Source organism: Photorhabdus aegyptia (genome assembly GCF_000612035.1).
In the GTDB taxonomy this organism is placed as follows: Bacteria; Pseudomonadota; Gammaproteobacteria; order Enterobacterales; family Enterobacteriaceae; genus Photorhabdus; species Photorhabdus akhurstii.
This window is the reverse complement of the sequence record NZ_JFGV01000063.1, coordinates 1-22,085: the sequence shown is the minus strand read 5'-3', so window position 1 is coordinate 22,085 and position 22,085 is coordinate 1. Positions and strand designations below refer to the sequence as shown.

21 protein-coding genes are annotated in these 22,085 nt (G+C 44.2%); 17 read left to right on the top strand and 4 right to left on the bottom strand.

Annotated elements, in window-relative coordinates; all coding sequences use genetic code 11:
* Window positions 1-2: 2 nt before the first annotated feature.
* From pbpC to der, 10 genes are all read left to right on the top strand, one after another.
* Entirely contained in the window at window positions 3-2,324 is a 2,322-nt protein-coding gene (pbpC, locus tag BA1DRAFT_RS17090) for a peptidoglycan glycosyltransferase PbpC (protein WP_036781633.1), read from the top strand.
* A gap of 222 nt (window positions 2,325-2,546) precedes the next feature.
* Window positions 2,547-2,972, top strand: coding sequence for a nucleoside-diphosphate kinase (gene ndk, locus BA1DRAFT_RS17085; protein ID WP_036781631.1), 426 nt, complete (start codon window positions 2,547-2,549; stop codon window positions 2,970-2,972).
* A gap of 184 nt (window positions 2,973-3,156) precedes the next feature.
* A complete protein-coding gene (gene rlmN / locus BA1DRAFT_RS17080; RefSeq protein ID WP_036781629.1) occupies window positions 3,157-4,335 on the top strand; it encodes a dual-specificity RNA methyltransferase RlmN in 1,179 nt (392 codons plus the stop codon).
* 131 nt (window positions 4,336-4,466) lie between these two features.
* Window positions 4,467-4,880 carry a tetratricopeptide repeat protein gene (locus BA1DRAFT_RS17075; RefSeq protein WP_036781627.1) on the top strand — a complete coding sequence of 138 codons (414 nt, stop codon included), beginning with the start codon at window positions 4,467-4,469 and terminating at the stop codon, window positions 4,878-4,880.
* Between the two features lie 120 nt (window positions 4,881-5,000).
* Entirely contained in the window at window positions 5,001-6,026 is a 1,026-nt protein-coding gene (gene rodZ / locus BA1DRAFT_RS17070) for a cytoskeleton protein RodZ (protein WP_036781625.1), read from the top strand.
* A gap of 71 nt (window positions 6,027-6,097) precedes the next feature.
* Window positions 6,098-7,219 (top strand): flavodoxin-dependent (E)-4-hydroxy-3-methylbut-2-enyl-diphosphate synthase, encoded by a 1,122-nt coding sequence (gene ispG, locus BA1DRAFT_RS17065; RefSeq protein ID WP_036781623.1) that lies wholly within the window; start codon window positions 6,098-6,100, stop codon window positions 7,217-7,219.
* 124 nt (window positions 7,220-7,343) lie between these two features.
* Window positions 7,344-8,621, top strand: coding sequence for a histidine--tRNA ligase (gene hisS, locus BA1DRAFT_RS17060; protein ID WP_036781621.1), 1,278 nt, complete (start codon window positions 7,344-7,346; stop codon window positions 8,619-8,621).
* 11 nt (window positions 8,622-8,632) lie between these two features.
* Window positions 8,633-9,253, top strand: a complete 621-nt coding sequence (locus BA1DRAFT_RS17055; protein WP_036781618.1) for a YfgM family protein — start codon at window positions 8,633-8,635, stop codon at window positions 9,251-9,253.
* Window positions 9,254-9,267: 14 nt separating this feature from the next.
* Complete coding sequence (gene bamB, locus BA1DRAFT_RS17050; RefSeq protein ID WP_036781616.1) at window positions 9,268-10,440, top strand: outer membrane protein assembly factor BamB; 1,173 nt, start codon at window positions 9,268-9,270, stop codon at window positions 10,438-10,440.
* A gap of 160 nt (window positions 10,441-10,600) precedes the next feature.
* Entirely contained in the window at window positions 10,601-12,082 is a 1,482-nt protein-coding gene (der, locus tag BA1DRAFT_RS17045) for a ribosome biogenesis GTPase Der (protein WP_036781615.1), read from the top strand.
* A 24-nt stretch (window positions 12,083-12,106) separates the two neighbouring features.
* Here the strand turns inward: der and BA1DRAFT_RS17040 are convergent, their stop codons facing one another.
* The 3 genes from BA1DRAFT_RS17040 to hemF all read right to left on the bottom strand — a co-directional run bounded on the left by BA1DRAFT_RS17040 (window position 12,107) and on the right by hemF (window position 14,883).
* Window positions 12,107-12,424, bottom strand: coding sequence for a protealysin inhibitor emfourin (locus BA1DRAFT_RS17040; protein WP_036781612.1), 318 nt, complete (start codon window positions 12,422-12,424; stop codon window positions 12,107-12,109).
* Between the two features lie 159 nt (window positions 12,425-12,583).
* Complete coding sequence (gene prtS, locus BA1DRAFT_RS17035; RefSeq protein WP_036781610.1) at window positions 12,584-13,741, bottom strand: metalloprotease PrtS; 1,158 nt, start codon at window positions 13,739-13,741, stop codon at window positions 12,584-12,586.
* A gap of 233 nt (window positions 13,742-13,974) precedes the next feature.
* Window positions 13,975-14,883 (bottom strand): oxygen-dependent coproporphyrinogen oxidase, encoded by a 909-nt coding sequence (gene hemF / locus BA1DRAFT_RS17030; protein WP_036781608.1) that lies wholly within the window; start codon window positions 14,881-14,883, stop codon window positions 13,975-13,977.
* A 150-nt stretch (window positions 14,884-15,033) separates the two neighbouring features.
* Between hemF and BA1DRAFT_RS17025 the strand changes: the two genes are divergently transcribed.
* Window positions 15,034-15,465, top strand: coding sequence for a GNAT family acetyltransferase (locus BA1DRAFT_RS17025; RefSeq protein WP_036781605.1), 432 nt, complete (start codon window positions 15,034-15,036; stop codon window positions 15,463-15,465).
* Between the two features lie 58 nt (window positions 15,466-15,523).
* Here the strand turns inward: BA1DRAFT_RS17025 and BA1DRAFT_RS17020 are convergent, their stop codons facing one another.
* Window positions 15,524-15,940 carry a YgiW/YdeI family stress tolerance OB fold protein gene (locus BA1DRAFT_RS17020; protein ID WP_036781603.1) on the bottom strand — a complete coding sequence of 139 codons (417 nt, stop codon included), beginning with the start codon at window positions 15,938-15,940 and terminating at the stop codon, window positions 15,524-15,526.
* Window positions 15,941-16,114: 174 nt separating this feature from the next.
* Between BA1DRAFT_RS17020 and BA1DRAFT_RS17015 the strand changes: the two genes are divergently transcribed.
* From BA1DRAFT_RS17015 to cysM, 6 genes are all read left to right on the top strand, one after another.
* Entirely contained in the window at window positions 16,115-16,723 is a 609-nt protein-coding gene (locus BA1DRAFT_RS17015) for an RpoE-regulated lipoprotein (protein WP_036781601.1), read from the top strand.
* Window positions 16,724-16,953: 230 nt separating this feature from the next.
* Entirely contained in the window at window positions 16,954-17,976 is a 1,023-nt protein-coding gene (locus BA1DRAFT_RS17010) for a sulfate ABC transporter substrate-binding protein (protein WP_036781598.1), read from the top strand.
* Window positions 17,976-18,809 carry a sulfate/thiosulfate ABC transporter permease CysT gene (gene cysT / locus BA1DRAFT_RS17005; RefSeq protein WP_036781596.1) on the top strand — a complete coding sequence of 278 codons (834 nt, stop codon included), beginning with the start codon at window positions 17,976-17,978 and terminating at the stop codon, window positions 18,807-18,809. Before BA1DRAFT_RS17010 ends, cysT begins: the two co-directional genes overlap by 1 nt.
* The gene (gene cysW, locus BA1DRAFT_RS17000) at window positions 18,809-19,654 is read left to right on the top strand and encodes a sulfate/thiosulfate ABC transporter permease CysW (protein WP_036781593.1); all 846 of its coding nucleotides are present in this window, start codon (window positions 18,809-18,811) and stop codon (window positions 19,652-19,654) included. Before cysT ends, cysW begins: the two co-directional genes overlap by 1 nt.
* A 14-nt stretch (window positions 19,655-19,668) precedes the next feature.
* Window positions 19,669-20,757, top strand: a complete 1,089-nt coding sequence (gene cysA / locus BA1DRAFT_RS16995; protein ID WP_036781590.1) for a sulfate/thiosulfate ABC transporter ATP-binding protein CysA — start codon at window positions 19,669-19,671, stop codon at window positions 20,755-20,757.
* 139 nt (window positions 20,758-20,896) lie between these two features.
* The gene (cysM, locus tag BA1DRAFT_RS16990; RefSeq protein ID WP_036781642.1) at window positions 20,897-21,778 is read left to right on the top strand and encodes a cysteine synthase CysM; all 882 of its coding nucleotides are present in this window, start codon (window positions 20,897-20,899) and stop codon (window positions 21,776-21,778) included.
* Window positions 21,779-22,085: the final 307 nt, after the last annotated feature.

The window sequence follows — 22,085 nt, the reverse complement described above, 5'->3', positions numbered from 1 at the left end:
TGATGAAGAAAACGCATCGCCTTATATGGCTGATCGTGCTGTTGTTGTTTCTGATCCCGGCGGGTTTATGGTTGGCGGATAAAATTTGGCCTCTGCCACTGCGTGAAATCAAAATGGCGCGTATTGTCGTGAGTGAGGATGGTACGCCACTTTGGCGTTTTGCCGATGATGAAGGCGTTTGGCGTTATCCGGTGACGTTGGATCAAGTATCACCGGAATATATTCAGGCATTGCTGACTTATGAAGATCGCTGGTTCTATAGACACCCGGGTATTAACCCGATTGCTCTGGCGAGGGCTGCCTGGCAGGATATTCGGGCAGGTAAAATTTTATCCGGCGGCAGTACTCTGTCAATGCAGGTCGCCCGGTTGATTGATCCCCATTCACGTACTTTCGGCGGCAAGCTGAAACAGATCTGGCGTACTTTGCAGCTTGAATGGCACTATTCTAAAAATGAAATTCTTGAGATGTATCTGAACCGTGCGCCGTTTGGAGGGACGTTACAAGGCGTCGGTGCGGCCAGTTGGGCGTATTTAGCGAAACCGCCTGCTGAACTCTCTGCGGGAGAGGCGGCTTTATTGGCTGTTTTGCCACAGGCTCCCAGTCGTTTAAGGCCAGATCGCTATCCTGAACGGGCACAGGTTGCTCGTGATAAGGTGTTGCAACGGTTGGCGCGGTATAAAATCTGGCCGGAAGAGAAGGTTGCTGATATTCGCCAAGAGACGTTGTGGCTGGCTCCTCGTCAGGCGCCACAGCTTGCCCCGCTTCTTGCCAGACGAATGGCGAAAGGCTCTCGTCAGGAGATCATTAAAACAACCCTTGATGTGGGATTACAGCGCCAGCTTGAAGATATGGCGGTGAATTGGAAGTACCAGTTACCGGAAAAAACGTCGATTGGCGTGTTAGTGGTTGATCATACAGACATGGCGGTGAAAGCTTATATCGGTTCGTTGGATCTGCGGGATGATAGCCGTTTTGGTCATGTCGATATGATAAGTTCATGGCGTTCGCCGGGATCAACCTTGAAACCATTTCTGTATGCAATGGCGCTGGATGATGGGTTAATTCATGGGGAATCACTGTTACAGGATGTGCCTCGCCGCTTTGATTATTATCGCCCGGGAAATTTTGACAGTGGCTTTCATGGGCCGGTCAGTGCCAGTGAGGCGTTGATTCGTTCATTGAATTTACCCGCCGTGCAACTGCTTGAAGCCTATGGCGCTAAGCGGTTTACCGCCAATATGCGTAATGTGGGAACGGTATTGCGTTTTCCGCCCGGCAGTGAACCCAATTTATCATTGATTCTTGGTGGCACGGCAGTTCGGATGGATCAACTGGTGGCGGCTTATGCGGCGTTTGCCCGTCAAGGGAAGGTTGCCCCTTTGAGATTCACTCCTCAGCAGAAATTGCGTGATCGGCGGCTTTTTTCACCCGGCGCGGCATGGATAGTGAGACGGATTATGGCTGGAGAGGCTCTGCCGCAACCTGATGATGTGTTACCGGCACAGGTGCCGCTAGCCTGGAAAACCGGTACCAGCTATGGCTACCGTGATGCTTGGGCTGTCGGTTTAAACGCGCGTTATACCATCGGTGTTTGGGTCGGCAGGCCGGACGGTACGCCGGTTGTCGGGCAGTTCGGCTACGCTACGGCGATTCCCATCATGAATCAGATCAATAACCTGTTACTCGCCAATATGCGAAATGGGGCTAAACGAACCCCCGTTGATCCTCGTCCAGCAACGGTTAGTCAGGCCGTTATCTGTTGGCCGGGAGGGAAGAGTTTGCCGAAAGGAGATAATAATTGCCGTCAGCGTCGTCTGAGCTGGATATTGAATAATACCATTCCGCCTACGTTGCCTGCGGTAGGGCAAGAGGCCATTTCGGGTATTAATGAACAGGTATGGTTGGATAAAAACGGTTTGTGTGTTGCCCCCGATTGTCCCGATGCTCAGCCTAAAAATATCGCTTTATGGCCGATTACCCTTGAATCATGGTTACCAGCACAAGAGCGTCGGGCGCAGCGTCTGCCGCCGATTAATCCCGAATGTCCACCGTTGAAATTAGATGAAGCGCCCTTGTTGATCGTGGGTATTCATAATGGAGATGTATTGAAACGGCTCCCCGGTTTTAACAGCCTTGATTTACGTATGACAACTCAAGGCGGTAGTGGTGGGCAGCAATGGTGGTTTCTAAATGGAGAGCAGGTAATGATCACAGAAAAGAATCAGGGATTTGTTCAGACCTTGACTCAACCGGGTAAATATCAGCTTAGTGTTTTGGATTTGGGCGGGCAAATTGATTCTGTCAATTTTACTTTGAAGTAAACGATTCAGGTAAAAGTGTGATTTGTACGAAAAAATGGTAATTTTCGCTAAGGAAAATTTAATGGAATGTTATGTTTTCTGTAGGCAACTGCTATTCGTGCCCCTATAATCAACGCCGCTTTTACCTCCGCTAAGGTTGCGGAATGAGTATTAACCGATTAATTTATCGGGAATGAAAAATTAAAATTATCAGTTGCTGAACGAAGAGCCAAGAGGTTATCCATGACGGTTGAACGTACTTTTTCTATTATTAAGCCTAACGCTGTGAAGAAAAATGCCATCGGGGCGATTTATGCTCGTTTTGAAAGCGCCGGGTTTAAAATTATTGCCGCCAAAATGCTTCACCTGACCCGTGAACAGGCTGAGGGCTTCTATGCGGAGCACAAAGGCCGTCCTTTCTTTGATGGTCTGGTGGAATTTATGACTTCTGGCCCAATTATGGTTCAGGTGTTGGAAGGCGAGAATGCAGTACAGCGTCATCGTGACCTGATGGGAGCAACTAATCCTGATAATGCATTAGCAGGTACTTTGCGTGCTGATTATGCGGACAGCTTTACTGAAAACGCGGTTCACGGTTCCGATGCGGTTGAGTCTGCAAACCGTGAAATTGCCTATTTCTTCACAGAAGATGAAATTTGCCCGCGTTAATTGATTTGCCGTTAACCGTAGCATCATTGCATTAAAGTTTGTACAATGCGGCGCCCCGTTGTTAATTCAACGGGGCGTTTGTTATTTGTCACTATGCTAAACTGATAGTGATATCCGAATTGAAACTTCGCGTTGAGTTCATCAACGCAGAGCCGAAAGTGTCACAACGAGGCAATATACAAAAATGTCCCAACCAAATACCGCGGCACAATTTGCTGCTCCTGTCGTGTCTGAAACTCCAGAAAAGAAAGGCGGTAAAATTAACCTGCTTGATCTGAATCGTAAGCAAATGCGTCAGTTTTTCATTGATATGGGAGAAAAACCCTTCCGAGCTGATCAGGTGATGAAGTGGATGTATCACTACTGTTATGACGATTTTGAGCAGATGACAGATATTAATAAAATTCTGCGAGCAAAATTGCAACAGGTTGCAGAGATCCGTGCGCCGGAAGTCGCAGAAGAGCAACGTTCTGCCGATGGTACGATTAAGTGGGCGATCACTGTTGGCGATCAGCAAGTTGAAACGGTTTATATCCCGGAAGATGATCGAGCGACTTTGTGTGTCTCTTCTCAGGTAGGTTGTGCACTGGAATGTAAATTCTGTTCTACCGCTCAGCAAGGGTTTAACCGTAATTTACGGGTTTCTGAAATTATTGGTCAGGTTTGGCGAGCGGCAAAAATTATTGGTTCATTGAAATCCAGTGGTCGCCGTCCGATCACCAATGTGGTGATGATGGGCATGGGAGAGCCTTTGCTTAACCTGAATAATGTGGTGCCTGCGATGGAAATCATGATGGATGATTTTGGTTTTGGTCTGTCAAAACGCCGCGTGACATTATCCACCTCCGGTGTGGTGCCGGCACTGGATAAACTTGGCGATATGATCGATGTTGCTTTGGCGATTTCCCTACATGCGCCGACAGATGATGTGCGGGATGATATCGTTCCTATCAATCGTAAATATAATATCGAACAGTTCCTTGCCGGTGTGCGCCGCTATTTGACTAAATCCAATGCGAATCAGGGGCGTGTGACGGTGGAATATGTCATGCTGGATCATATTAATGACAGCGTGGAACAGGCGCATCAATTAGCTGAATGTTTGAAAGAGACACCGAGTAAGATCAATTTAATTCCGTGGAACCCGTTTCCGGGAGCGCCATATGGTCGTAGTTCCAACAGCCGGATTGATCGCTTTGCCAAGGTGTTGATGGAATATGGTTTCACCACTATTGTCCGCAAGACTCGCGGTGATGATATCGATGCCGCATGTGGTCAGCTTGCCGGTGATGTAATTGATCGTACCAAACGTACATTGAAAAAACGTCAGGCAGGTGAACCTATTCAAATAAGAACAGTCTGAATGGGAATGTGGGTATGTCGCTTCATGCAGTCACTGAAATGCATAAGTGAAATGCATAAGTAAAATGCATAAGTAAAATGCATAAGTAAAATGATAGTTGCAATTGCGTATCTTTGGTCGGTGGGGATGGAATGATAAGGAAATCGTTATCGGGAATGATGGTGGTTGCTATGTTGTTGGCAGGATGTTCCAATCAACCAACAAACGGCGATCAACAGCGAAAAGTCGCAACAGAAACCCGGATTCAACTGGGAATGGCTTATCTGGCTAAAGGTAATTTGCCCGCCGCCAGATATCACTTTGATAAGGTTTTACTGGCAAAGCCAGACCATTATCAGGCTCAATTAGGTATGGCGTTGTATGAGCAATATTCTGGTCAGCCGAAAGCTGCCCGCCAACGTTACAAAATGGCGATGCAGTACGCGCCAGGAAATGATACGGTATTGTATCATTACAGCGTTTTTCTCTGTGAGCAGGGGCAGTATGAAGAAGTTAAAACTCTGTTTACTGAGAGCCATGCTAACAGGCGTGTTTGTTATCAGTGATTTGCCGCTAGTAAAATAGCAAATCTATTTCGCCGCGCAGGCTATTGTGTAATTTAAAGATTATAGCAGGAGCCGGCGCGAAGTTTTTCACAACCTGAACAGTACCGCGTCTTCTTGCTAATGAATACTGAAACGACTCCAGAACAAGCTTATTTAACCGCAGGTCAGCTCCTGCGTCAGGCTCGTGAACAGCACGGGCTAACCCAGCAGACTGTAGCTGATCGCTTGTGTTTAAAACTTTCTACTATCCGTGATATTGAAGAGGACAATATTCCAACCACTATGGTGCCGACTTTCCTGCGTGGTTATGTTCGCTCTTATGCTAAGTTGGTACAGATTCCAGAAGCAGAAATTTTGGCAATTCTGGATAAGCATACTCCGGCAAAAACAGCGAAAGTTTCACCAATGCAGAGTTTTTCATTGGGTAAAAAACGTAAAAAACGCGAAAGTTGGTTGATGTGGATTACGTGGTTGATTATTTTAATCGTAATTAGTTTGACGGGAGCGTGGTGGTGGCAAAACCACATAGCTCAACAGAAGGAATTGATTTCGATGGCTGATCATTCGGCGGCTCAGATTGCTCAGAAAAAAGCTAAAGTGAATGAAAGTCACAAGTCGGCGACACAGTTGCCGGCCAGCGAACAGGCAACAAGTGAGTCGTCAGTGTCTGCGGCCGAAAATGCAGCGGCAGCGAATATTCATAGTCCGAATACTCATAGTCATAATAGTGAGGAAGTGACTCAATCTGTGCCATCAACTCAAAACCAAGTGGTGAAAACACCTGAAACTCAACTAGCAGGTAACGGGCCACAAACTCAGACTGCGCCGTTGCCAGCTAATCAAGGGGCCACGCAAATACCTAATGTGCCTGAAAATAATTCAACGGCAGTGGTTGACAGTAATAAATTGGTGATGAATTTTAAAGCATCCTGTTGGTTGCAAGTTGTGGATGCAAATGGAAAAACGCTGTTTAGTGGAACTAAACATAAGGGCGACCACCTGAGTCTTTCTGGCTCGTTGCCCTATAATTTAACTATCGGCGCTCCGGCTGTAGTGGATGTACAGTTCCGGGGGCAAGTTGTCGATTTAAGCCGCTTTGCTAAAGCAGGTCGTATCGCGCGTTTTAAAGTACCAACAGCACAATAAAATGCCTGTTGCAGTAGGGCATGGTTGTAGTTTTATCAGTAAACACATGGAAGTATGGGAGAAACACCAATATGCATAATGAATCGCCGATAAAAAGACGCAAATCTACGCGTATTTATGTAGGCAATGTGCCAGTCGGGGATGGTGCGCCTATTGCGGTGCAGTCAATGACAAACACACGTACTACGGATGTGGAAGCGACTGTTAAACAGATTAAATCGCTTGAGCGTGTTGGCGTTGATATTGTTCGCGTATCAATACCAACGATGGACGCCGCAGAAGCATTTAAGTTGATTAAGCAGCAAGCGAGTGTTCCTTTGGTTGCAGATATTCATTTTGATTACCGTATTGCGCTTAAAGTTGCAGAGTATGGTGTCGATTGTCTGCGTATTAATCCTGGCAATATCGGTAATGAAGCGCGTATCCGTGAGGTTGTGGCTTCTGCCCGTGATAAAAATATCCCAATCCGCATTGGTGTAAATGGTGGATCATTGGAAAAGGACATTCAGGAAAAATATGGTGAGCCAACCCCAGAAGCGCTGGTGGAATCGGCTATGCGCCATGTGGATATTCTCGACAGACTTAATTTTGATCAGTTTAAAATCAGTGTAAAAGCGTCGGATGTTTTTCTGGCGGTTGGTGCTTATCGCCTGTTAGCTCAGAAGATTAATCAGCCGTTGCACCTTGGTATTACCGAGGCGGGTGGCGCACGTGCCGGCTCTGTAAAATCAGCCATTGGCTTAGGTATCCTCCTGTCAGAAGGTATCGGTGATACTTTACGTATTTCTCTGGCCGCTGATCCTGTCGAAGAAGTTAAAGTGGGCTTCGACATTCTGAAAGCATTACGTATTCGTTCCCGTGGTATAAACTTTATCGCTTGTCCAACCTGTTCCCGTCAGGAATTTGATGTTATTGGCACAGTTAATGCCTTGGAGCAGCGCTTAGAGGATTTACTCACACCGATGGATGTTTCCATTATTGGCTGTGTGGTTAACGGGCCAGGTGAGGCGGAGGTTTCTACTTTAGGCGTCACCGGCGCCAGAACGAAAAGTGGTTTTTATGAAGATGGCGTTCGGCAGAAAGAGCGCCTCGATAATACTGATATGATTGATCAGCTTGAGGCTAAAATCCGTGCTAAAGCATCAATGCTGGATGAAAATAAGCGCATTGGCATAAGTCAACTGGACAAATAATGTATCTGATACTGGCTCATCGTTATGATGAGCCAGCGTTGTTTTGTTTGTTAATTGAAGCTCGTCGGTATTCGCTTCTATAATCAATCAACATCATTTTTGAATCATTAACTAGAGATAAAACGTGGCAAAAAATATCCAAGCTATTCGAGGCATGAATGACTACTTGCCGGCAGATACGGTTATCTGGCAGCGTATCGAAACTATTTTGAAACGGGTACTGGCGGGTTATGGTTATAGTGAGATCCGTACACCGATTGTAGAGCAGACCCCGTTATTTAAACGAGCTATTGGGGAAGTCACTGATGTGGTTGAAAAGGAGATGTATACCTTTGATGATCGCAATGGTGAAAGTATAACCCTACGCCCTGAAAATACCGCAGGTTGTGTGCGTGCCGGTATTGAACATGGTCTGCTGTACAATCAGGAACAGCGCGTATGGTATTTAGGGCCGATGTTCCGTTATGAGCGACCGCAAAAAGGCCGTTACCGCCAATTCTACCAGTTAGGGGCGGAAGTTTTTGGTCTTCAAGGGCCTGATATTGATGCCGAACTTATTTTATTGACTGCCCGCTGGTGGCGTGAGCTCGGTATTTTTGAGCATGTGACGCTTGAACTGAATTCCATTGGTTCGTTGGCGGCTCGAGCCAATTACCGCGAAGCGTTGGTGGCTTTTCTTGAGCAGCACAAAGATAAGCTGGATGAAGATTGCAAACGCCGTATGTACAGCAATCCATTACGTGTTCTGGATTCAAAAAATCCAGAGGTTCAGCAACTTCTTAATGATGCGCCGGAACTGTTTGATTATCTTGATGCCGAATCAAAGGAACATTTTGATAGCCTGTGTGCGCTTCTTGATGGGGCGGGTATCAAATATCGGATTAATCAGCGTTTGGTTCGTGGTCTGGATTATTATAACCGCACAGTATTTGAATGGGTAACGACGGCACTCGGGGCTCAAGGGACGGTTTGTGCCGGCGGTCGGTACGATGGGCTGGTTGAACAACTGGGAGGCAGACCAACGCCTGCTGTGGGTTTTGCTATGGGGATGGAACGTCTGGTTTTGCTGGTACAAGAAATTAATCCAGCATTTACTGCGGAGCGGTCAGTCGCAGATGTTTATCTCGCTTCTTTTGGTGAAGGTAGTCAGCAAGCAGCATTGATTTTGGCTGAACAGGTACGTGATATGTTGCCCGAATTGCGTTTAATGATGAACCACGGTGGTGGTAACTTTAAGAAGCAACTGGGACGTGCGGATAAACAAGGCGCTAAAATTGCGCTGATCCTCGGTGAGGATGAAGTTCGTTCTGGTCAGGTAGCCATTAAAGATTTACGTACAGGCGAACAACAAACGTCGCCGCAAAGCGAAATTGCAGCTCGTTTGGCTGAACTGTTAGGTTAAGGAGAGACTTTGTGGAAGTCTATACCAATGAAAACGAACAAGTAGACGCGATCCGTCGCTTTTTTGCCAATAATGGTAAAGCCTTGGTTTTGGGACTGGTGCTGGGTGCCGGGGCGCTGATTGGCTGGCGTTATTGGCAATCTCATCAGACAAATCAGTTGCAGGAAAGCGCAGAAGCTTTTGAACGGGTAGATCGAGGATTAATTGCCAGTACAAAAGAGGGTCATGCTGCTGCTGAAAAATTTGCCAGTGAAACGAATAACAGTTATGGCGTGATGACGCACATGCATTTGGCTCAACTTGCTGTTGAAAAGAGTGAGTTAACTAAAGCAGATCAGTTTTTATCTGCGGCTGCTGGTCAGGCAAAAAATGAGGATTTGCAGGCTCTGGTGAATATTCGCTTAGCCAGGGTTCAATTGGCAGAAGATAAAACGGATGCTGCGTTGAAAACGTTGGAACTGGTCAAAGGTTCCGGTTGGGTTGCCGTCGCAGAGGATATCCGCGGTGATGCACTGTTGAAAAAAGGTGATATTGCCGGCGCCCGCGCAGCGTACACCAAAGGTTTGAGTTCAGATTCGCCACAGGCGATCAAATCGATGTTAAATCTTAAATTGAATAACTTATCCAGCTAAGGGGAATTCTTTCAATGCAACTGCGTAAAACACTCTTGGTTGGTTTGGTCGCTTCTGTTCTGCTAGCTGGTTGTTCAAGTGAGCAAGACACGGTAACGATGTCACCGTTGCCAAAGGTTGAAAATCAATTTAATCCAAGCGAGGTTTGGGATAAATCTGTAGGTGATGGTGTAGGCCGTTATTATTCTCACTTGACGCCAACCTGGCAAGGCTCCGCTGTTTATGTTGCTGATCGTCATGGCATCGTTAAGGCGTTGGACATTGATAGTGGTAAAGAGATATGGTCGGTGAATCTGGCTGAAAAAGCGGGTCTCCTCTCTTCCCGTATACCTGCATTGCTCTCTGGTGGTCTGACCGTTGCAGGGGATCATCTATATGTAGGCACTGAACGTGCCAAAGTTATTGCATTGGATACCAAAGACGGCCAAGTTGCCTGGCAATCTGACGTCGCCGGTGAAGCGTTGTCGCGTCCTGTGGTGAGTGATGGTTTGGTATTGATTCATACTAGCAATGGGATGTTGCAGGCATTAAGTGAGTCTGATGGTAAAGTGCGATGGTCCGTTAATTTGGATACGCCATCATTATCATTGCGTGGTGAATCGGCGCCTGCCGCGGCTTACGGTGCTGCTATCGTCGGTGGGGATAATGGTCGTGTCAACGCCGTCTTGATTTCTCAGGGGCAGTTGATTTGGCAACAACGTATTTCTCAGGTAACCAGCTCTACAGAAATCGGTCGTCTTAATGATGTTGATACGACACCGGTTATTTCTGAGGGCGTGATATATGCAATAGCTTATAACGGTAATCTGGTGGCGCTTGATATGCGTTCAGGTCAGATCCTCTGGAAGCGCGATTTGGGTTCAGTGAACGAGATGGTTGTTTCTGGTGATAATATCTATATTGTTGACCAAAACGATCGGGTTATGGGGCTGCGTCAAAGTGATGGCGTCACTTTGTGGACTCAGACAAAATTGCAACACCGTAATTTAACCGCGCCTGAAATGTATAATGGCTATCTGGTTGTCGGCGACAGTGAAGGTTATCTGCATTGGCTGAATATGGATGACGGTAAGTTTGTTGCTCAACATAAAGTTGATAGTTCTGGTTTAATGAGCCGTCCGGTTGTAGCCAGTGATAAATTAATGGTGCAGGCGAAAGACGGTACGGTTTATCTGTTTACCCGTTGAGTATTGCTTACTGCCTGTTTACCGGAAATAAAGTAAAGCGTTAGTTATAGTCCTACGGCTCCTGGAGAGAAAGACAACAGGAGCCGTTTCGTCTTTTTAGTGTCCTGTTGTGATGAACAGCAGAATACTAATTTCAAATTAAGTCATGAGGCATCAACAAATGATACCTGTCGTCGCTCTGGTAGGGCGCCCAAATGTGGGTAAGTCCACATTATTTAACCGTTTAACCCGTACAAGAGATGCGCTGGTAGCGGATTTTCCAGGTCTGACTCGCGACCGTAAATATGGTCGAGCTGAGGTTGAAGGGCAGGAGTTTATCATCATTGATACTGGTGGTATCGATGGCACCGAAGAGGGTGTAGAAACCCATATGGCAGCTCAATCTTTGATGGCGATTGAAGAGGCCGATATTGTTCTGTTTATGGTAGATGCTCGCGCCGGACTGATGCCAGCAGACCACGCGATAGCAAAACATCTACGTAGCCGCGAAAGAGCCACTTTTTTGGTCGCGAATAAGACCGACGGTGTGGATATTGATACCGCTATTGCTGAATTTTATTCCCTCGGATTGGGGGATATCTACTCTATCGCTGCTTCTCATGGTCGTGGCGTTACCCAGCTTATTGAACGAGTACTGTTACCTTTCTCTGGTAAAGGTGAAGAAGAAGAGGTTGAGCTGACTGAGGAAGAAGCCAACGCGGCTTATTGGGCAGAGCAGGAACAGAATGAAATTGAGATGGTAGAAGAAGAGGAAGATTTTGATCCATCAACTCTGCCATTGAAATTAGCTATTGTTGGTAGGCCAAATGTGGGTAAGTCTACGTTGACTAACCGTATCTTGGGTGAAGAAAGGGTTGTGGTTTATGACATGCCTGGCACTACTCGTGACAGTATTTATATTCCAATGGAGCGCAATGGCCGCGAATATATCCTTATTGATACCGCAGGGGTACGTAAGCGCGGTAAGATCACTGAAACGGTTGAAAAATTTTCAGTCATCAAAACTCTTCAAGCGATTGAAGATGCTAATGTTGTATTGCTGGTGATCGATGCGCGAGAAGGCATTTCCGATCAAGATTTGTCATTATTGGGTTTTATTCTTAATAGTGGACGCTCATTGGTCATTGCGGTCAATAAGTGGGATGGCATGTCGCAAGAAGATAAAGAGCGTGTGAAGGAGATGCTGGATTATCGCCTTGGTTTTGTTGACTTTGCCAGAGTACATTTTATCTCCGCTCTACATGGCAGTGGAGTGGGGAATCTGTTTGACTCGATTCTTGAAGCTTATGATTGCGCCACTCGCCGTGTCAATACTTCACTGCTAACCCGTATCATGCATATGGCCGAAGAAGATCATCAACCGCCGATGATCCGTGGTCGCAGGGTGAAAATGAAATATGCTCATGCCGGTGGTTATAATCCACCAATTGTTGTGATCCACGGTAATCAGGTAACTGATTTGCCTGATTCTTATAAGCGTTATCTGATGAACTATTTTCGCCGATCCCTAAAGGTGATGGGGACGCCCATTCGGATTCAGTTTAAAGAAGGGGCAAATCCCTATGCTGACAAACGTAATACGTTGACACCTAATCAAATGCGTAAACGTAAACGTCTGATGGCGCATCTGAAAAAGCGTTAATGCTAATAGGAAAAGGGGTGGTGATTAACCACCCTTTTTGTCGGCGTCCCATATCTGGTTAATGATTTCTGGTGCATCTGACTCAGGAAGGGTGAAATGGTGTTCTTCATTTCCATTGACGATACTAAGCAGATAATAATCTTGATCAGGATATGGCGCTGATGGCATAGAATCGGAAAAGTCTTGTTCTATAGCTTGAAGAAATAACTGTTGTTGGTGTGAAGACAATGATTCTAAATTCACTGTTTTATCTTGGTTAAGGCCAGGCGTAGCGGCAAATCCTCCTTGTAGGGAAATTGTAATTTTACTATCAGTTGTGAGTTTGAGAGTTTTATTATTCATAATATACCAAATTTTTACGGTTATTTTTCAGGTCTGTTTAGTATAGCGTGAAATTCGTCTTTAACAATTTTGGCATCTTCTATTAGATATATTTTTTACAAGTCAGGTATTACAAATAATAAAATATCGCTGGCGTTAAGCCAGCGATATGTTTATAGATTACTCTTCAGTTTTATCTTTAGTTTTGTCTTTATCGCCGCCTTTATCGTCCTTGTCGCCGCCTTTATCGCCTTTGTCACCGCCCTTATCGTCTTTATTTTTATCTTCCTTCACTTTAACGCCCACTTCTGTCCAGCTATCAATTGCTGCTTTTTCAACATCCTCATCAAATAACTCACGAGCATGTTTAATTGTTAACTTGGCGAAGGCTACGAAATTAGCATCCCGGGCAAGCTCTTTATCCAACAAAGTGTTGTACCATATTTTTCCTGCTTTTTCCCAGGCATATCCACCTAATTTTATCGCCAGATTATAGAAGGCTTTATTAGGAATACCCGAATTAATATGAACACCACCATTGTCTCTGTAAATCGGCAAGTCTTTATAATCATCCATATGACCAGGCTGTGGATCTTTACCGAGAGTTTCATCATCATATGCGCTGCCAGGTTTTTTCAGTGAACGAATCCCTACACCTTTAATATCTTTGCCCAGCAATTCACTTCCCATAACCCAATCTGCTTCATCAGCTTTTTGTTTCAGGTAATGTTGTTTTACTAATGAGCCAAAAACATCCGCTATTGATTCATTCAACGCGCCAGACTGGAAGAAATAGACCAAATCTGCGGTTTTTTCAATAACACCATGTGATAATTCATGGCCGATCACATCGACAGAGGTTGTGAAATCATTAAAGGTTTTACCATCTCCGTCGCCAAATACCATTTGTCCGTTGCCCCAGAATGCATTCATATATTCTTCGCCATAATGCACGGTGGCAATCAATTTCATTCCTTTATCATCTAATGAGTTGCGATTAAAAACTTCTTTATAGAAATTGTAAGTTGCTTCTAAATATCTATATGCGTTATCAACTGATTTATCTCCGTTATCTGGATCTCCTTCATCTCGTACTAATTTTCCCGGCAACTTGCGTTTATTTTCTGCATCGTGAATAGAACGATGTATAGTTGTATTAGTAACTTTATCGTCATCGCCGGAATCATCGGAAGATTCTTTAATAACATTATCCAACATTAAACTCTGAGTGTGATTTAATGTCATTAATACTTTCTTCTTTTCATTGTCATTATTATAGATATTTTGAAGAATGTACGGCGGTATTACGCCTCTGTAGTTATTGTTTTGTATTTGCATAAAATATCTCCTGGAATAAATTTTTAGTTATTAATTAGAGGTACTCTTTAGGTACGGGTTCATATTAAACACGTTTCCAGCAGATAGTCATCAGGTCCAGCCTGCTTCTTTTGTGTTAAGGGGTTGTTAATAAATTGTTAAGTTTTTTTATGTGAGGGATTCTTACATTGGCTGTAATAAAAATATAAATAGTTAGGAATAGTTTTTTATAATATTCCTAACATGATAAAAAATCATATCCAGTTTTTTGCTGGTAGAAAGTCGATATATAAAGCGGCTTCCGCAGATCCTGGTTCAGGGTGATAATCATATTCCCAGCGAACTAATGGTGGCATGGACATTAAGATAGATTCTGTTCGTCCTCCGCTTTGTAATCCAAATAAGGTTCCTCTGTCCCAAACGAGGTTAAATTCTACATAGCGACTACGGCGATATAATTGAAATTGTCGTTCACGTTCACCCCATAATATGTTTTTCCTTTTTTCTACAATAGGTAAATAGGCAGAAAGAAAACCTTTACCTACATCTTGAGTGAAATTGAAACAATGTTCAAAGTCAGGTGTATTTAAGTCGTCATAAAATAAGCCACCAATTCCACGGGCTTCATCACGATGTTTAATATAAAAATAATTATCACACCATTTTTTATATTTTGGATAAACATCTTCTCCATAAGGTTGACATATATTTTTGGCGGTGATGTGCCAGTGAATAGCATCTTCCTTGAAACCATAATAAGGTGTTAAATCAAAACCGCCACCAAACCACCATACTGGCGCTTCACCTTCTTTTTCTGCAATAAAGAACCGAACATTGGCATGACTGGTTGGTATATAGGGATTCAAAGGATGAATAACCAGAGAGACGCCCATTGCTTGATAATGCCGGCCGGTCAGTTCAGGACGGAGAGCTGTTGCTGATGAGGGAAGTATGTCTCCTGATACATGAGAAAAATTAGCGCCTGCTTGTTCGAATATCGCGCCTTCTTTTATAATTCGACTACGGCCTCCGCCGCCTTTTTCTCGTTGCCAGCATTGCTCAGTAAATTTTGCTTTGCCGTCTGCCTGTTCTAGTTGTCGGCAAATTTCATCCTGTAATGAAAGGAAAAAAGATTTAATCTGATTAATGTTTGGTGTATTCATGATTCTTTCCCTATTATGATATGGTGAACGTTATATTATAGCTGTTAGTGGAAAAGAATAGTGGAAGAGAACGCATTTTCGTATTGATTCCGGTGTTAAAGCGGAGATAATGAGAAAATAGTTATTTCGATAAAAACAGGTTGGTTAGGGATGGAAATTCGGGTATTTCGACAAGATGATTTTGAAGAAGTGATCACCTTATGGGAACGCTGCGATTTACTTAATCCTGGTGTTGATCCTGAAGTGGATATTGAGCGTAAATTGACTCATGATCCTGACCTGTTTTTAGTCGCGGAAGTGGCTGGTGAAGTGGTTGGGACGATTATGGGTGGTTATGATGGTCATCGTGGCTCTGCTTATTATTTGGGAGTTCATCCTGAATTTCGCGGTAGAGGAATTGCGAATGCATTAATTGCCCGATTAGAAAAGAAATTGATTGCCCGTGGTTGTCCAAAAATAGTTCTTATTGTTCCTGAAGATAATGATGCCACTATCTATATGTGTGAAAAACTGGAATATGAAGATCGTTATCAAGAGAGCGTTATTTTCAGTAAGCGTTTGATTGGTGATCAGGAATATTGAGTTTAGAATATGGCTGAGTGAAAGCATTCCACTCAGCCACAAGCCATTAGTTCAATTATTAGTTTAATTTAGTGACTTTTTTCACATCAACAGTCATACCATTCCACTCTTTATCGACTTCACCTTCAAGACGGACTCTATCTTGAGGCGTTATCGTTTGGCCATTCCAGTATTTATGATCAACTTCCACTTCAACAATTCCTGCATTATCGCGGAATATGAAGTGATCACTGTGGATACGGGATTCAATATGCCCTTCCAGTACGACCCAACTGTCATCTCTCATATTTTTAACTTGTTGGGTGGTGGAAACTCTTGCATTGTGATCGACAAAACCACCTTGTGGTGCTGCTTGGACGGGGGGTTGTGTTGAATCGGGACCGGAAAAACCACCAAATTGCGTCTGTGAGGTTTGAGCTATTGACGGCATACTGAACAAAGTAATCAAGGCGGTGGTTATAAATATTTTTTTCATCATATTGACCTTACTAATAGTGATGATTTTTAGGGGGAGGTAATAATACCGCTAAGTTGTATTTTATCAATAAAATATTAATCTAAAGTAATTAATTTAAATATTCTCTGAAACTAACAATCAGATGTGATGTCTCAGTGCCTATCGCTGTATTGAGCTATAAGGGAATCAGTTATGCAGAAGTATACTTTAACTAACATGTTGACAGGATTGCGTTTTATCACAATAAGTGGTGCATTGTTACTGGCCGGTTGTACGGGTTCATCGGGTTTTTCATGGTCGAATTTGTCTCCTTTTAGCTGGTTTGGCAGTTCCTTAAAAATCTCAGATCAGGGTGTAGGAGAAATAAATAGTCTGACAGCAATGAATAAAGAGGCAATAGAGAAGGGATTGGATGGAAAGTACCACTTACGTAGCGGTATGGAAACAAAAAATGGCCAATTGGTGACACTCTTTCAAGCAATGGACGGTGATCAATTGAAGATAGCGCTATTTGGTCAAGCCGATGGAAAAATCGGTCGTATTGAAGTGTTGGATGAAAATATTGAAACCGTCTGGGGAACAAAGGTTGGTATGCCATTTTCGGCACTTTATAGCAGGGCATTTGATGCTTGCCAAAACACGGTAGGTGAATCAGATAAGAGCGCTATTGTCTGTGCATCCCCACAGAGCAGACATGTTAGTTATCTGTTTACAGGCCATTGGAGTGGTCCTGAAGGTTTGATTCCTTCTGATGATGTGCTGAAAAATTGGAAAGTGGAACGTATCATTTGGAAGCGATAAGCGTTCCTAATTAAAGCACCAACTGAGTCGGTTTAGGTTCCTCTTGCGGTGCCGTAACAGGCCCGCATTTTCCATTTAAAAGTCTTACTATTTCGCCAGCTTATTGCGTTTCATGCTTTCTAATTGCAATTTAGTATATTAAACGGTGATAGTTATCTACCCTGTTATAAATAAACTGGATACATTAGTCACTGGCGCGTTATTTGATGAAATAACGGATAAGGTGATAAATGAGAAAGTATTCAGTAAAAAATACAATACTAAACGGGCTGGTAGTAGTAACTTTATTAGGCAGCAGTCATGTCTTTGCCGTAGAGCTGTTAAACAGCTCTTATGATGTTGCGCGTGAGTTATTTTCTGTACTGAATCCTGAATTTGAAAAACAGTGGAATGAACAGTATCCACAAGACAAATTGATAATCAAACAATCCCACGCCGGTTCCTCCAAACAAGCACTGGCGATTCTTCAGGGATTACGGGCTGATGTGGTGACTTACAATCAGGTAACAGATGTGCAAATTTTGCATGATCGCGGCAAGCTGATCCCGGCTGATTGGCAGAACCGTCTGCCAAATAGCAGCTCACCTTACTATTCCACGATGGCGTTTCTTGTACGTAAAGGCAACCCCAAAAATATTCGTAATTGGGATGACTTGGTGCGTCAAGATGTCAAATTAGTCTTCCCAAGCCCTAAAACCTCCGGTAATGGCCGATATACTTATTTGGCTGCCTGGGGAGCTATTCAGCAGGAAAATAGTGGAGATCAGGGTAAAACTCGTGAGTGGATGAAGCATTTCCTGAAAAATGTCGCCGTGTTTGATACTGGCGGTCGAGGGGCGACAACTTCATTTATTGAACGTGGTTTGGGTGATGTACTGATCAGTTTCGAATCTGAAGTGAACAACATTCGCAAGCAGTATGGTGATGATAAATATGAAGTGATCGTTCCACCGGTAGGTATTCTGGCAGAATTCCCAGTGGCTTGGGTTGATAAGCATATTGCGAAAAACGGTACAGAGAAAGTGGCCAAAGCTTATCTAAATTATCTTTATAGCCCACAGGCACAGCAGATCATTACCAGCTTTAATTATCGTGTCAGTGATAAAGACGTGATGGCTCAGCAGAAAGCCCGTTTTCCAGCAACCAAGCTGTTTCGATTGGAGGATCAATTTGGTGGTTGGCCGCAAGTGATGAAAACTCATTTCAATACTGGCGGCATACTGGATCAATTGCTGGCCGAGGGGCATAAGTAATGTTTTCGAGATCCAGTAAGCGAGTATTGCCTGGTTTCGGGTTAAGCTTAGGCAGTAGCCTGTTCTATACCTGCTTGATCTTATTGTTACCTCTGAGCGCATTAGTTGTGCAGCTTTCCAGTATGACTTGGGAACAGTATTGGCAGATCATTGCTAATCCCCAAGTTGTGGCGGCTTATAAAGTGACATTGTTGGCAGCCGCGGTTGCCAGCTTGTTTAATGCGGTGTTTGGTATGCTGATGGCATGGATTTTAACTCGCTATCGTTTCCCAGGCCGTAGCTTATTAGATGGTTTGATGGATCTCCCTTTTGCGTTACCTACTGCGGTAGCGGGATTGACATTGGCAACGCTATTCTCTGTTAGTGGTTGGTATGGCTCTTTGCTTGGGCACTTTGATGTGAAAGTAGTCAATACTTGGTTAGGTATTGCGGTGGCGATGGCGTTTACAAGCCTGCCATTTGTAGTGCGAACTATTCAGCCGGTACTTGAAGAGCTAGGGCCAGAATATGAAGAAGCAGCTCAAACATTAGGCGCTAATCGTTGGCAAACTTTTTGGCGGGTTGTGTTGCCAGAATTGTCTCCCGCTTTAATTGCCGGCACAGCACTCTCTTTTACCCGCAGTTTGGGGGAATTTGGTGCCGTGATCTTTATTGCCGGTAACATTGCATGGCAAACAGAAGTAGTATCGCTGATGATTTTCATCCGCTTACAGGAGTTTGATTACCCAGCGGCCAGTGCTATTGCATCGGTTATATTGGCAATATCCCTGATCTTACTGTTTAGCATTAATACTCTGCAAAGCCGCTTTGGTAAACGGATTGGAGGGCATTAATGGTTGAATTATCTGAATCTCATGTAGCGCAACGACTACCTATAAATTGGGGTAAATGGACGTTGATCATAACAGGCGTATTGTTTTCAATCTTACTGTTAGTGATCCCCATTGTCTGGATATTTATGACCGCCTTTTCTAAAGGAGTTGAGGTAGTCACTGAGAATCTTTTAGATCCTGATATGTTGCATGCCATCTGGTTAACGATACTGATCGCATTAATTACTGTTCCGGTGAATCTAATTTTTGGCGTCATGCTCGCTTGGCTGGTGACGCGTTTTCAATTTCCGGGGCGGCAATGTTTATTGACATTGATCGACATTCCGTTTGCTGTTTCGCCGGTCGTAGCTGGACTGCTCTACTTATTATTTTATGGTTCGAATGGTTGGGCAGGGAGTTTGCTGGAACCCTATGATATCCAATTGATGTTTTCCTGGCCGGGGATGGTCTTGGTAACGATATTTGTGACTTGTCCGTTTGTTGTTCGAGAACTGGTGCCGATGATGCTTAGTCAAGGGAGCCAAGAGGATGAAGCTGCAATTTTATTGGGGGCGTCTGGCTGGAAAATGTTTTGGCGGGTGACGTTACCTAATATTCGTTGGGCGTTGTTATACGGTGTGGTTTTAACCAATGCCCGGGCGATTGGTGAATTTGGCGCTGTTTCAGTGGTATCCGGCGCTATTCGTGGTGAAACTTACACATTGCCGTTGCAGGTTGAACTACTGCATCAAGATTACAACACAGTAGGGGCATTTACCGCGGCGGCATTGTTGGCATTGATGGCAATTATCACTTTGATAGTTAAAAGTGCTTTGCAGTGGCGGTTAAGTCGCCAACATGGTTAAGGTAGGAGCAGAATATGAGTATTGAAATTAACAATATCAGTAAATATTTTGGTCGGACTCAGGTTCTGAGCGATGTCACTCTGAATATTTTTTCTGGAGAAATGATTGCTCTGCTTGGTCCGTCAGGCTCCGGTAAAACAACCTTGTTGAGGATTATTGCTGGTCTGGAACAACAAACCGAGGGGAAACTGAGTTTCCACGGGCAAGATGTTAGCCGTATGCATGCTAAAGATCGGCAAGTTGGGTTCGTATTTCAGCATTATGCACTGTTTCGGCATATGACCGTGTTTGATAACGTTGCTTTTGGGTTGACAGTACTGCCACGACGTAAGCGTCCGAATATGGCGGCTATCCGCCGTAAGGTTATGGAGTTGCTGGAGATGGTGCAATTAACGCATCTTGCTGAACGCTATCCATCGCAACTTTCTGGTGGGCAAAAGCAGCGGGTAGCATTGGCAAGAGCATTGGCTGTTGAACCACAAATTCTATTACTTGATGAACCGTTTGGCGCACTGGATGCGCAGGTAAGAATGGAATTACGCCGTTGGCTACGCCAGCTCCATGAAGAACTTAAATTTACCAGTGTCTTTGTCACTCACGATCAGGAAGAAGCGATGGAAGTGGCTGACCGGGTTGTTGTCATGAGACAAGGGAATATTGAACAGGTCGCTACGCCACAAGAGGTATGGCGTTATCCGGCAAGCCGTTTTGTGATGGAGTTTCTAGGGGAGGTCAATCATTTTAATGGTGAGATTAAAGGCTCGCAGCTATTGATTGGCGGACAGCACTTACCTCTCAATGTGACGCCAATCCATCAGGGGAATGTCGATGTATTCCTACGTCCGTGGGATATCATGATGAACTCGCAACCGACACCTTCCAGCCCGTTGCCGGTACAAGTGACTGAGGTCAGTCCCAGAGGGCATTTCTGGCAGCTTTCGGTCCAGCCTCTAGGTTGGCATCATGAGTCGGTTGCTGTTATTTGGTTTGATGAAACTTCAGTACCTACAAGAGGAAGCCGTTATTTTATTGGTGGCACTGAAGCACGTTTATATGCGGGCGATAAACAATTGCAAACACTGAGTTTAGCCCAAACTGCTTGATAATTACTTAAGATTTGGTTGGTACCATTTTGCTCATCTCCTTACCGCCAGGGATGGGCATTTTTTATTTAAGGTCTTGCGATATGTGTCTGAATATGGTTATTTCGCTGTTCTATTAAATAAAATTTGGGTAATAGCTGTGGCAAGCTTGGAACATTTTATAGGTAATACCCCGCTGATAAAATTACAACGAATCACCGATAAGCTAGGGGTGGAAATATGGGTAAAACTTGAGGGTAATAATCCGGCCGGCTCGATAAAAGACAGAACAGCGCTATCAATGATTCAGCAGGCTGAATTGCGCGGTGAAATTTCTCCCGGTGACGTGTTGATTGAAGCCACTAGCGGAAATACGGGTATTGCGTTGGCAATGATTGCCGCAGTAAAAGGTTATCATCTTAAATTATTGATGCCTGATAATATGAGTCTTGAGCGTCAGGCTTCTATGCGAGCTTATGGTGCAGAACTGATTTTGGTGAGTAGAGCAATGGGCATGGAAGGCGCACGTGATTTAGCTCAGCAAATGGAGCGTAATGGCGAAGGCAAAGTTCTTGATCAATTCAATAACCCGGATAATCCTTTAGCGCATTTTACGACGACAGGACCTGAAATTTGGCAACAGACGCAAGGGCGTATTACGCATTTTGTTTCCAGTATGGGAACGACGGGAACCATTACTGGTGTTAGCCGCTATTTAAAAAGCCAATCTAATAGTGTACAGATTATTGGCTTACAGCCGGCGGCGGATAGCCATATTCCAGGTATTCGCCGTTGGTCGCCGGCTTATTTGCCTGGCATTTTCCGCAAGGAGTTAGTTGATCAAGTGCTGGATATCACTCAGCAGGAAGCTGAAGATACCATGCGTTTATTAGCTCAGAAAGAAGGAATTTTCTGTGGGGTCAGTTCCGGCGGTGCTGTTGCTGGAGCATTAAGTGTTGCAGCACAAAATCCAGGTTCTGTCATTGTTGCCATTATCTGCGACCGTGGCGATAGATATCTTTCTACCGGAGTATTTAATTAATCTGGTTATATTATTTATACCCTATGGATTTCAAGATGGATCGCGACGGCAAGGGAGCGAATCCCCGAGAGCATAGGTAACTATGTGACCGGGGTGAGTGAGTGCAGCCAACAAAGAGACAACTTGAAAGATAACGGGTATAGCGTGAGTAGAGTAAAAGAGGCGGGTAAGCTCTGCTCACACTAGCTAATTTTCACTGGAAAATGGTGTAAATCCGTCATTCCGCACCTATTTTTTGATTTAAATTTAGTGATAATAATCACGAATTTTAATCAAAAACAACTTATTTGAAGCTTTTTTATACTAT

What these genes read in the sequence shown, in the direction of transcription:
- BA1DRAFT_RS17040 (WP_036781612.1), bottom strand. Translation starts at nt 12,424, where the DNA reads ATGAATAATAAAACTCTCAAACTCACAACTGATAGTAAAATTACAATT.
- BA1DRAFT_RS17015 (WP_036781601.1), top strand. Translation starts at nt 16,115, where the DNA reads ATGCAGAAGTATACTTTAACTAACATGTTGACAGGATTGCGTTTTATC.
- BA1DRAFT_RS17075 (WP_036781627.1), top strand. Translation starts at nt 4,467, where the DNA reads ATGATAAGGAAATCGTTATCGGGAATGATGGTGGTTGCTATGTTGTTG.
- BA1DRAFT_RS17020 (WP_036781603.1), bottom strand. Translation starts at nt 15,940, where the DNA reads ATGAAAAAAATATTTATAACCACCGCCTTGATTACTTTGTTCAGTATG.
- rodZ (WP_036781625.1), top strand. Translation starts at nt 5,001, where the DNA reads ATGAATACTGAAACGACTCCAGAACAAGCTTATTTAACCGCAGGTCAG.
- BA1DRAFT_RS17025 (WP_036781605.1), top strand. Translation starts at nt 15,034, where the DNA reads ATGGAAATTCGGGTATTTCGACAAGATGATTTTGAAGAAGTGATCACC.
- rlmN (WP_036781629.1), top strand. Translation starts at nt 3,157, where the DNA reads ATGTCCCAACCAAATACCGCGGCACAATTTGCTGCTCCTGTCGTGTCT.
- bamB (WP_036781616.1), top strand. Translation starts at nt 9,268, where the DNA reads ATGCAACTGCGTAAAACACTCTTGGTTGGTTTGGTCGCTTCTGTTCTG.
- ispG (WP_036781623.1), top strand. Translation starts at nt 6,098, where the DNA reads ATGCATAATGAATCGCCGATAAAAAGACGCAAATCTACGCGTATTTAT.
- cysA (WP_036781590.1), top strand. Translation starts at nt 19,669, where the DNA reads ATGAGTATTGAAATTAACAATATCAGTAAATATTTTGGTCGGACTCAG.
- BA1DRAFT_RS17010 (WP_036781598.1), top strand. Translation starts at nt 16,954, where the DNA reads ATGAGAAAGTATTCAGTAAAAAATACAATACTAAACGGGCTGGTAGTA.
- ndk (WP_036781631.1), top strand. Translation starts at nt 2,547, where the DNA reads ATGACGGTTGAACGTACTTTTTCTATTATTAAGCCTAACGCTGTGAAG.
- prtS (WP_036781610.1), bottom strand. Translation starts at nt 13,741, where the DNA reads ATGCAAATACAAAACAATAACTACAGAGGCGTAATACCGCCGTACATT.
- pbpC (WP_036781633.1), top strand. Translation starts at nt 3, where the DNA reads ATGAAGAAAACGCATCGCCTTATATGGCTGATCGTGCTGTTGTTGTTT.
- hemF (WP_036781608.1), bottom strand. Translation starts at nt 14,883, where the DNA reads ATGAATACACCAAACATTAATCAGATTAAATCTTTTTTCCTTTCATTA.
- cysT (WP_036781596.1), top strand. Translation starts at nt 17,976, where the DNA reads ATGTTTTCGAGATCCAGTAAGCGAGTATTGCCTGGTTTCGGGTTAAGC.
- der (WP_036781615.1), top strand. Translation starts at nt 10,601, where the DNA reads ATGATACCTGTCGTCGCTCTGGTAGGGCGCCCAAATGTGGGTAAGTCC.
- cysW (WP_036781593.1), top strand. Translation starts at nt 18,809, where the DNA reads ATGGTTGAATTATCTGAATCTCATGTAGCGCAACGACTACCTATAAAT.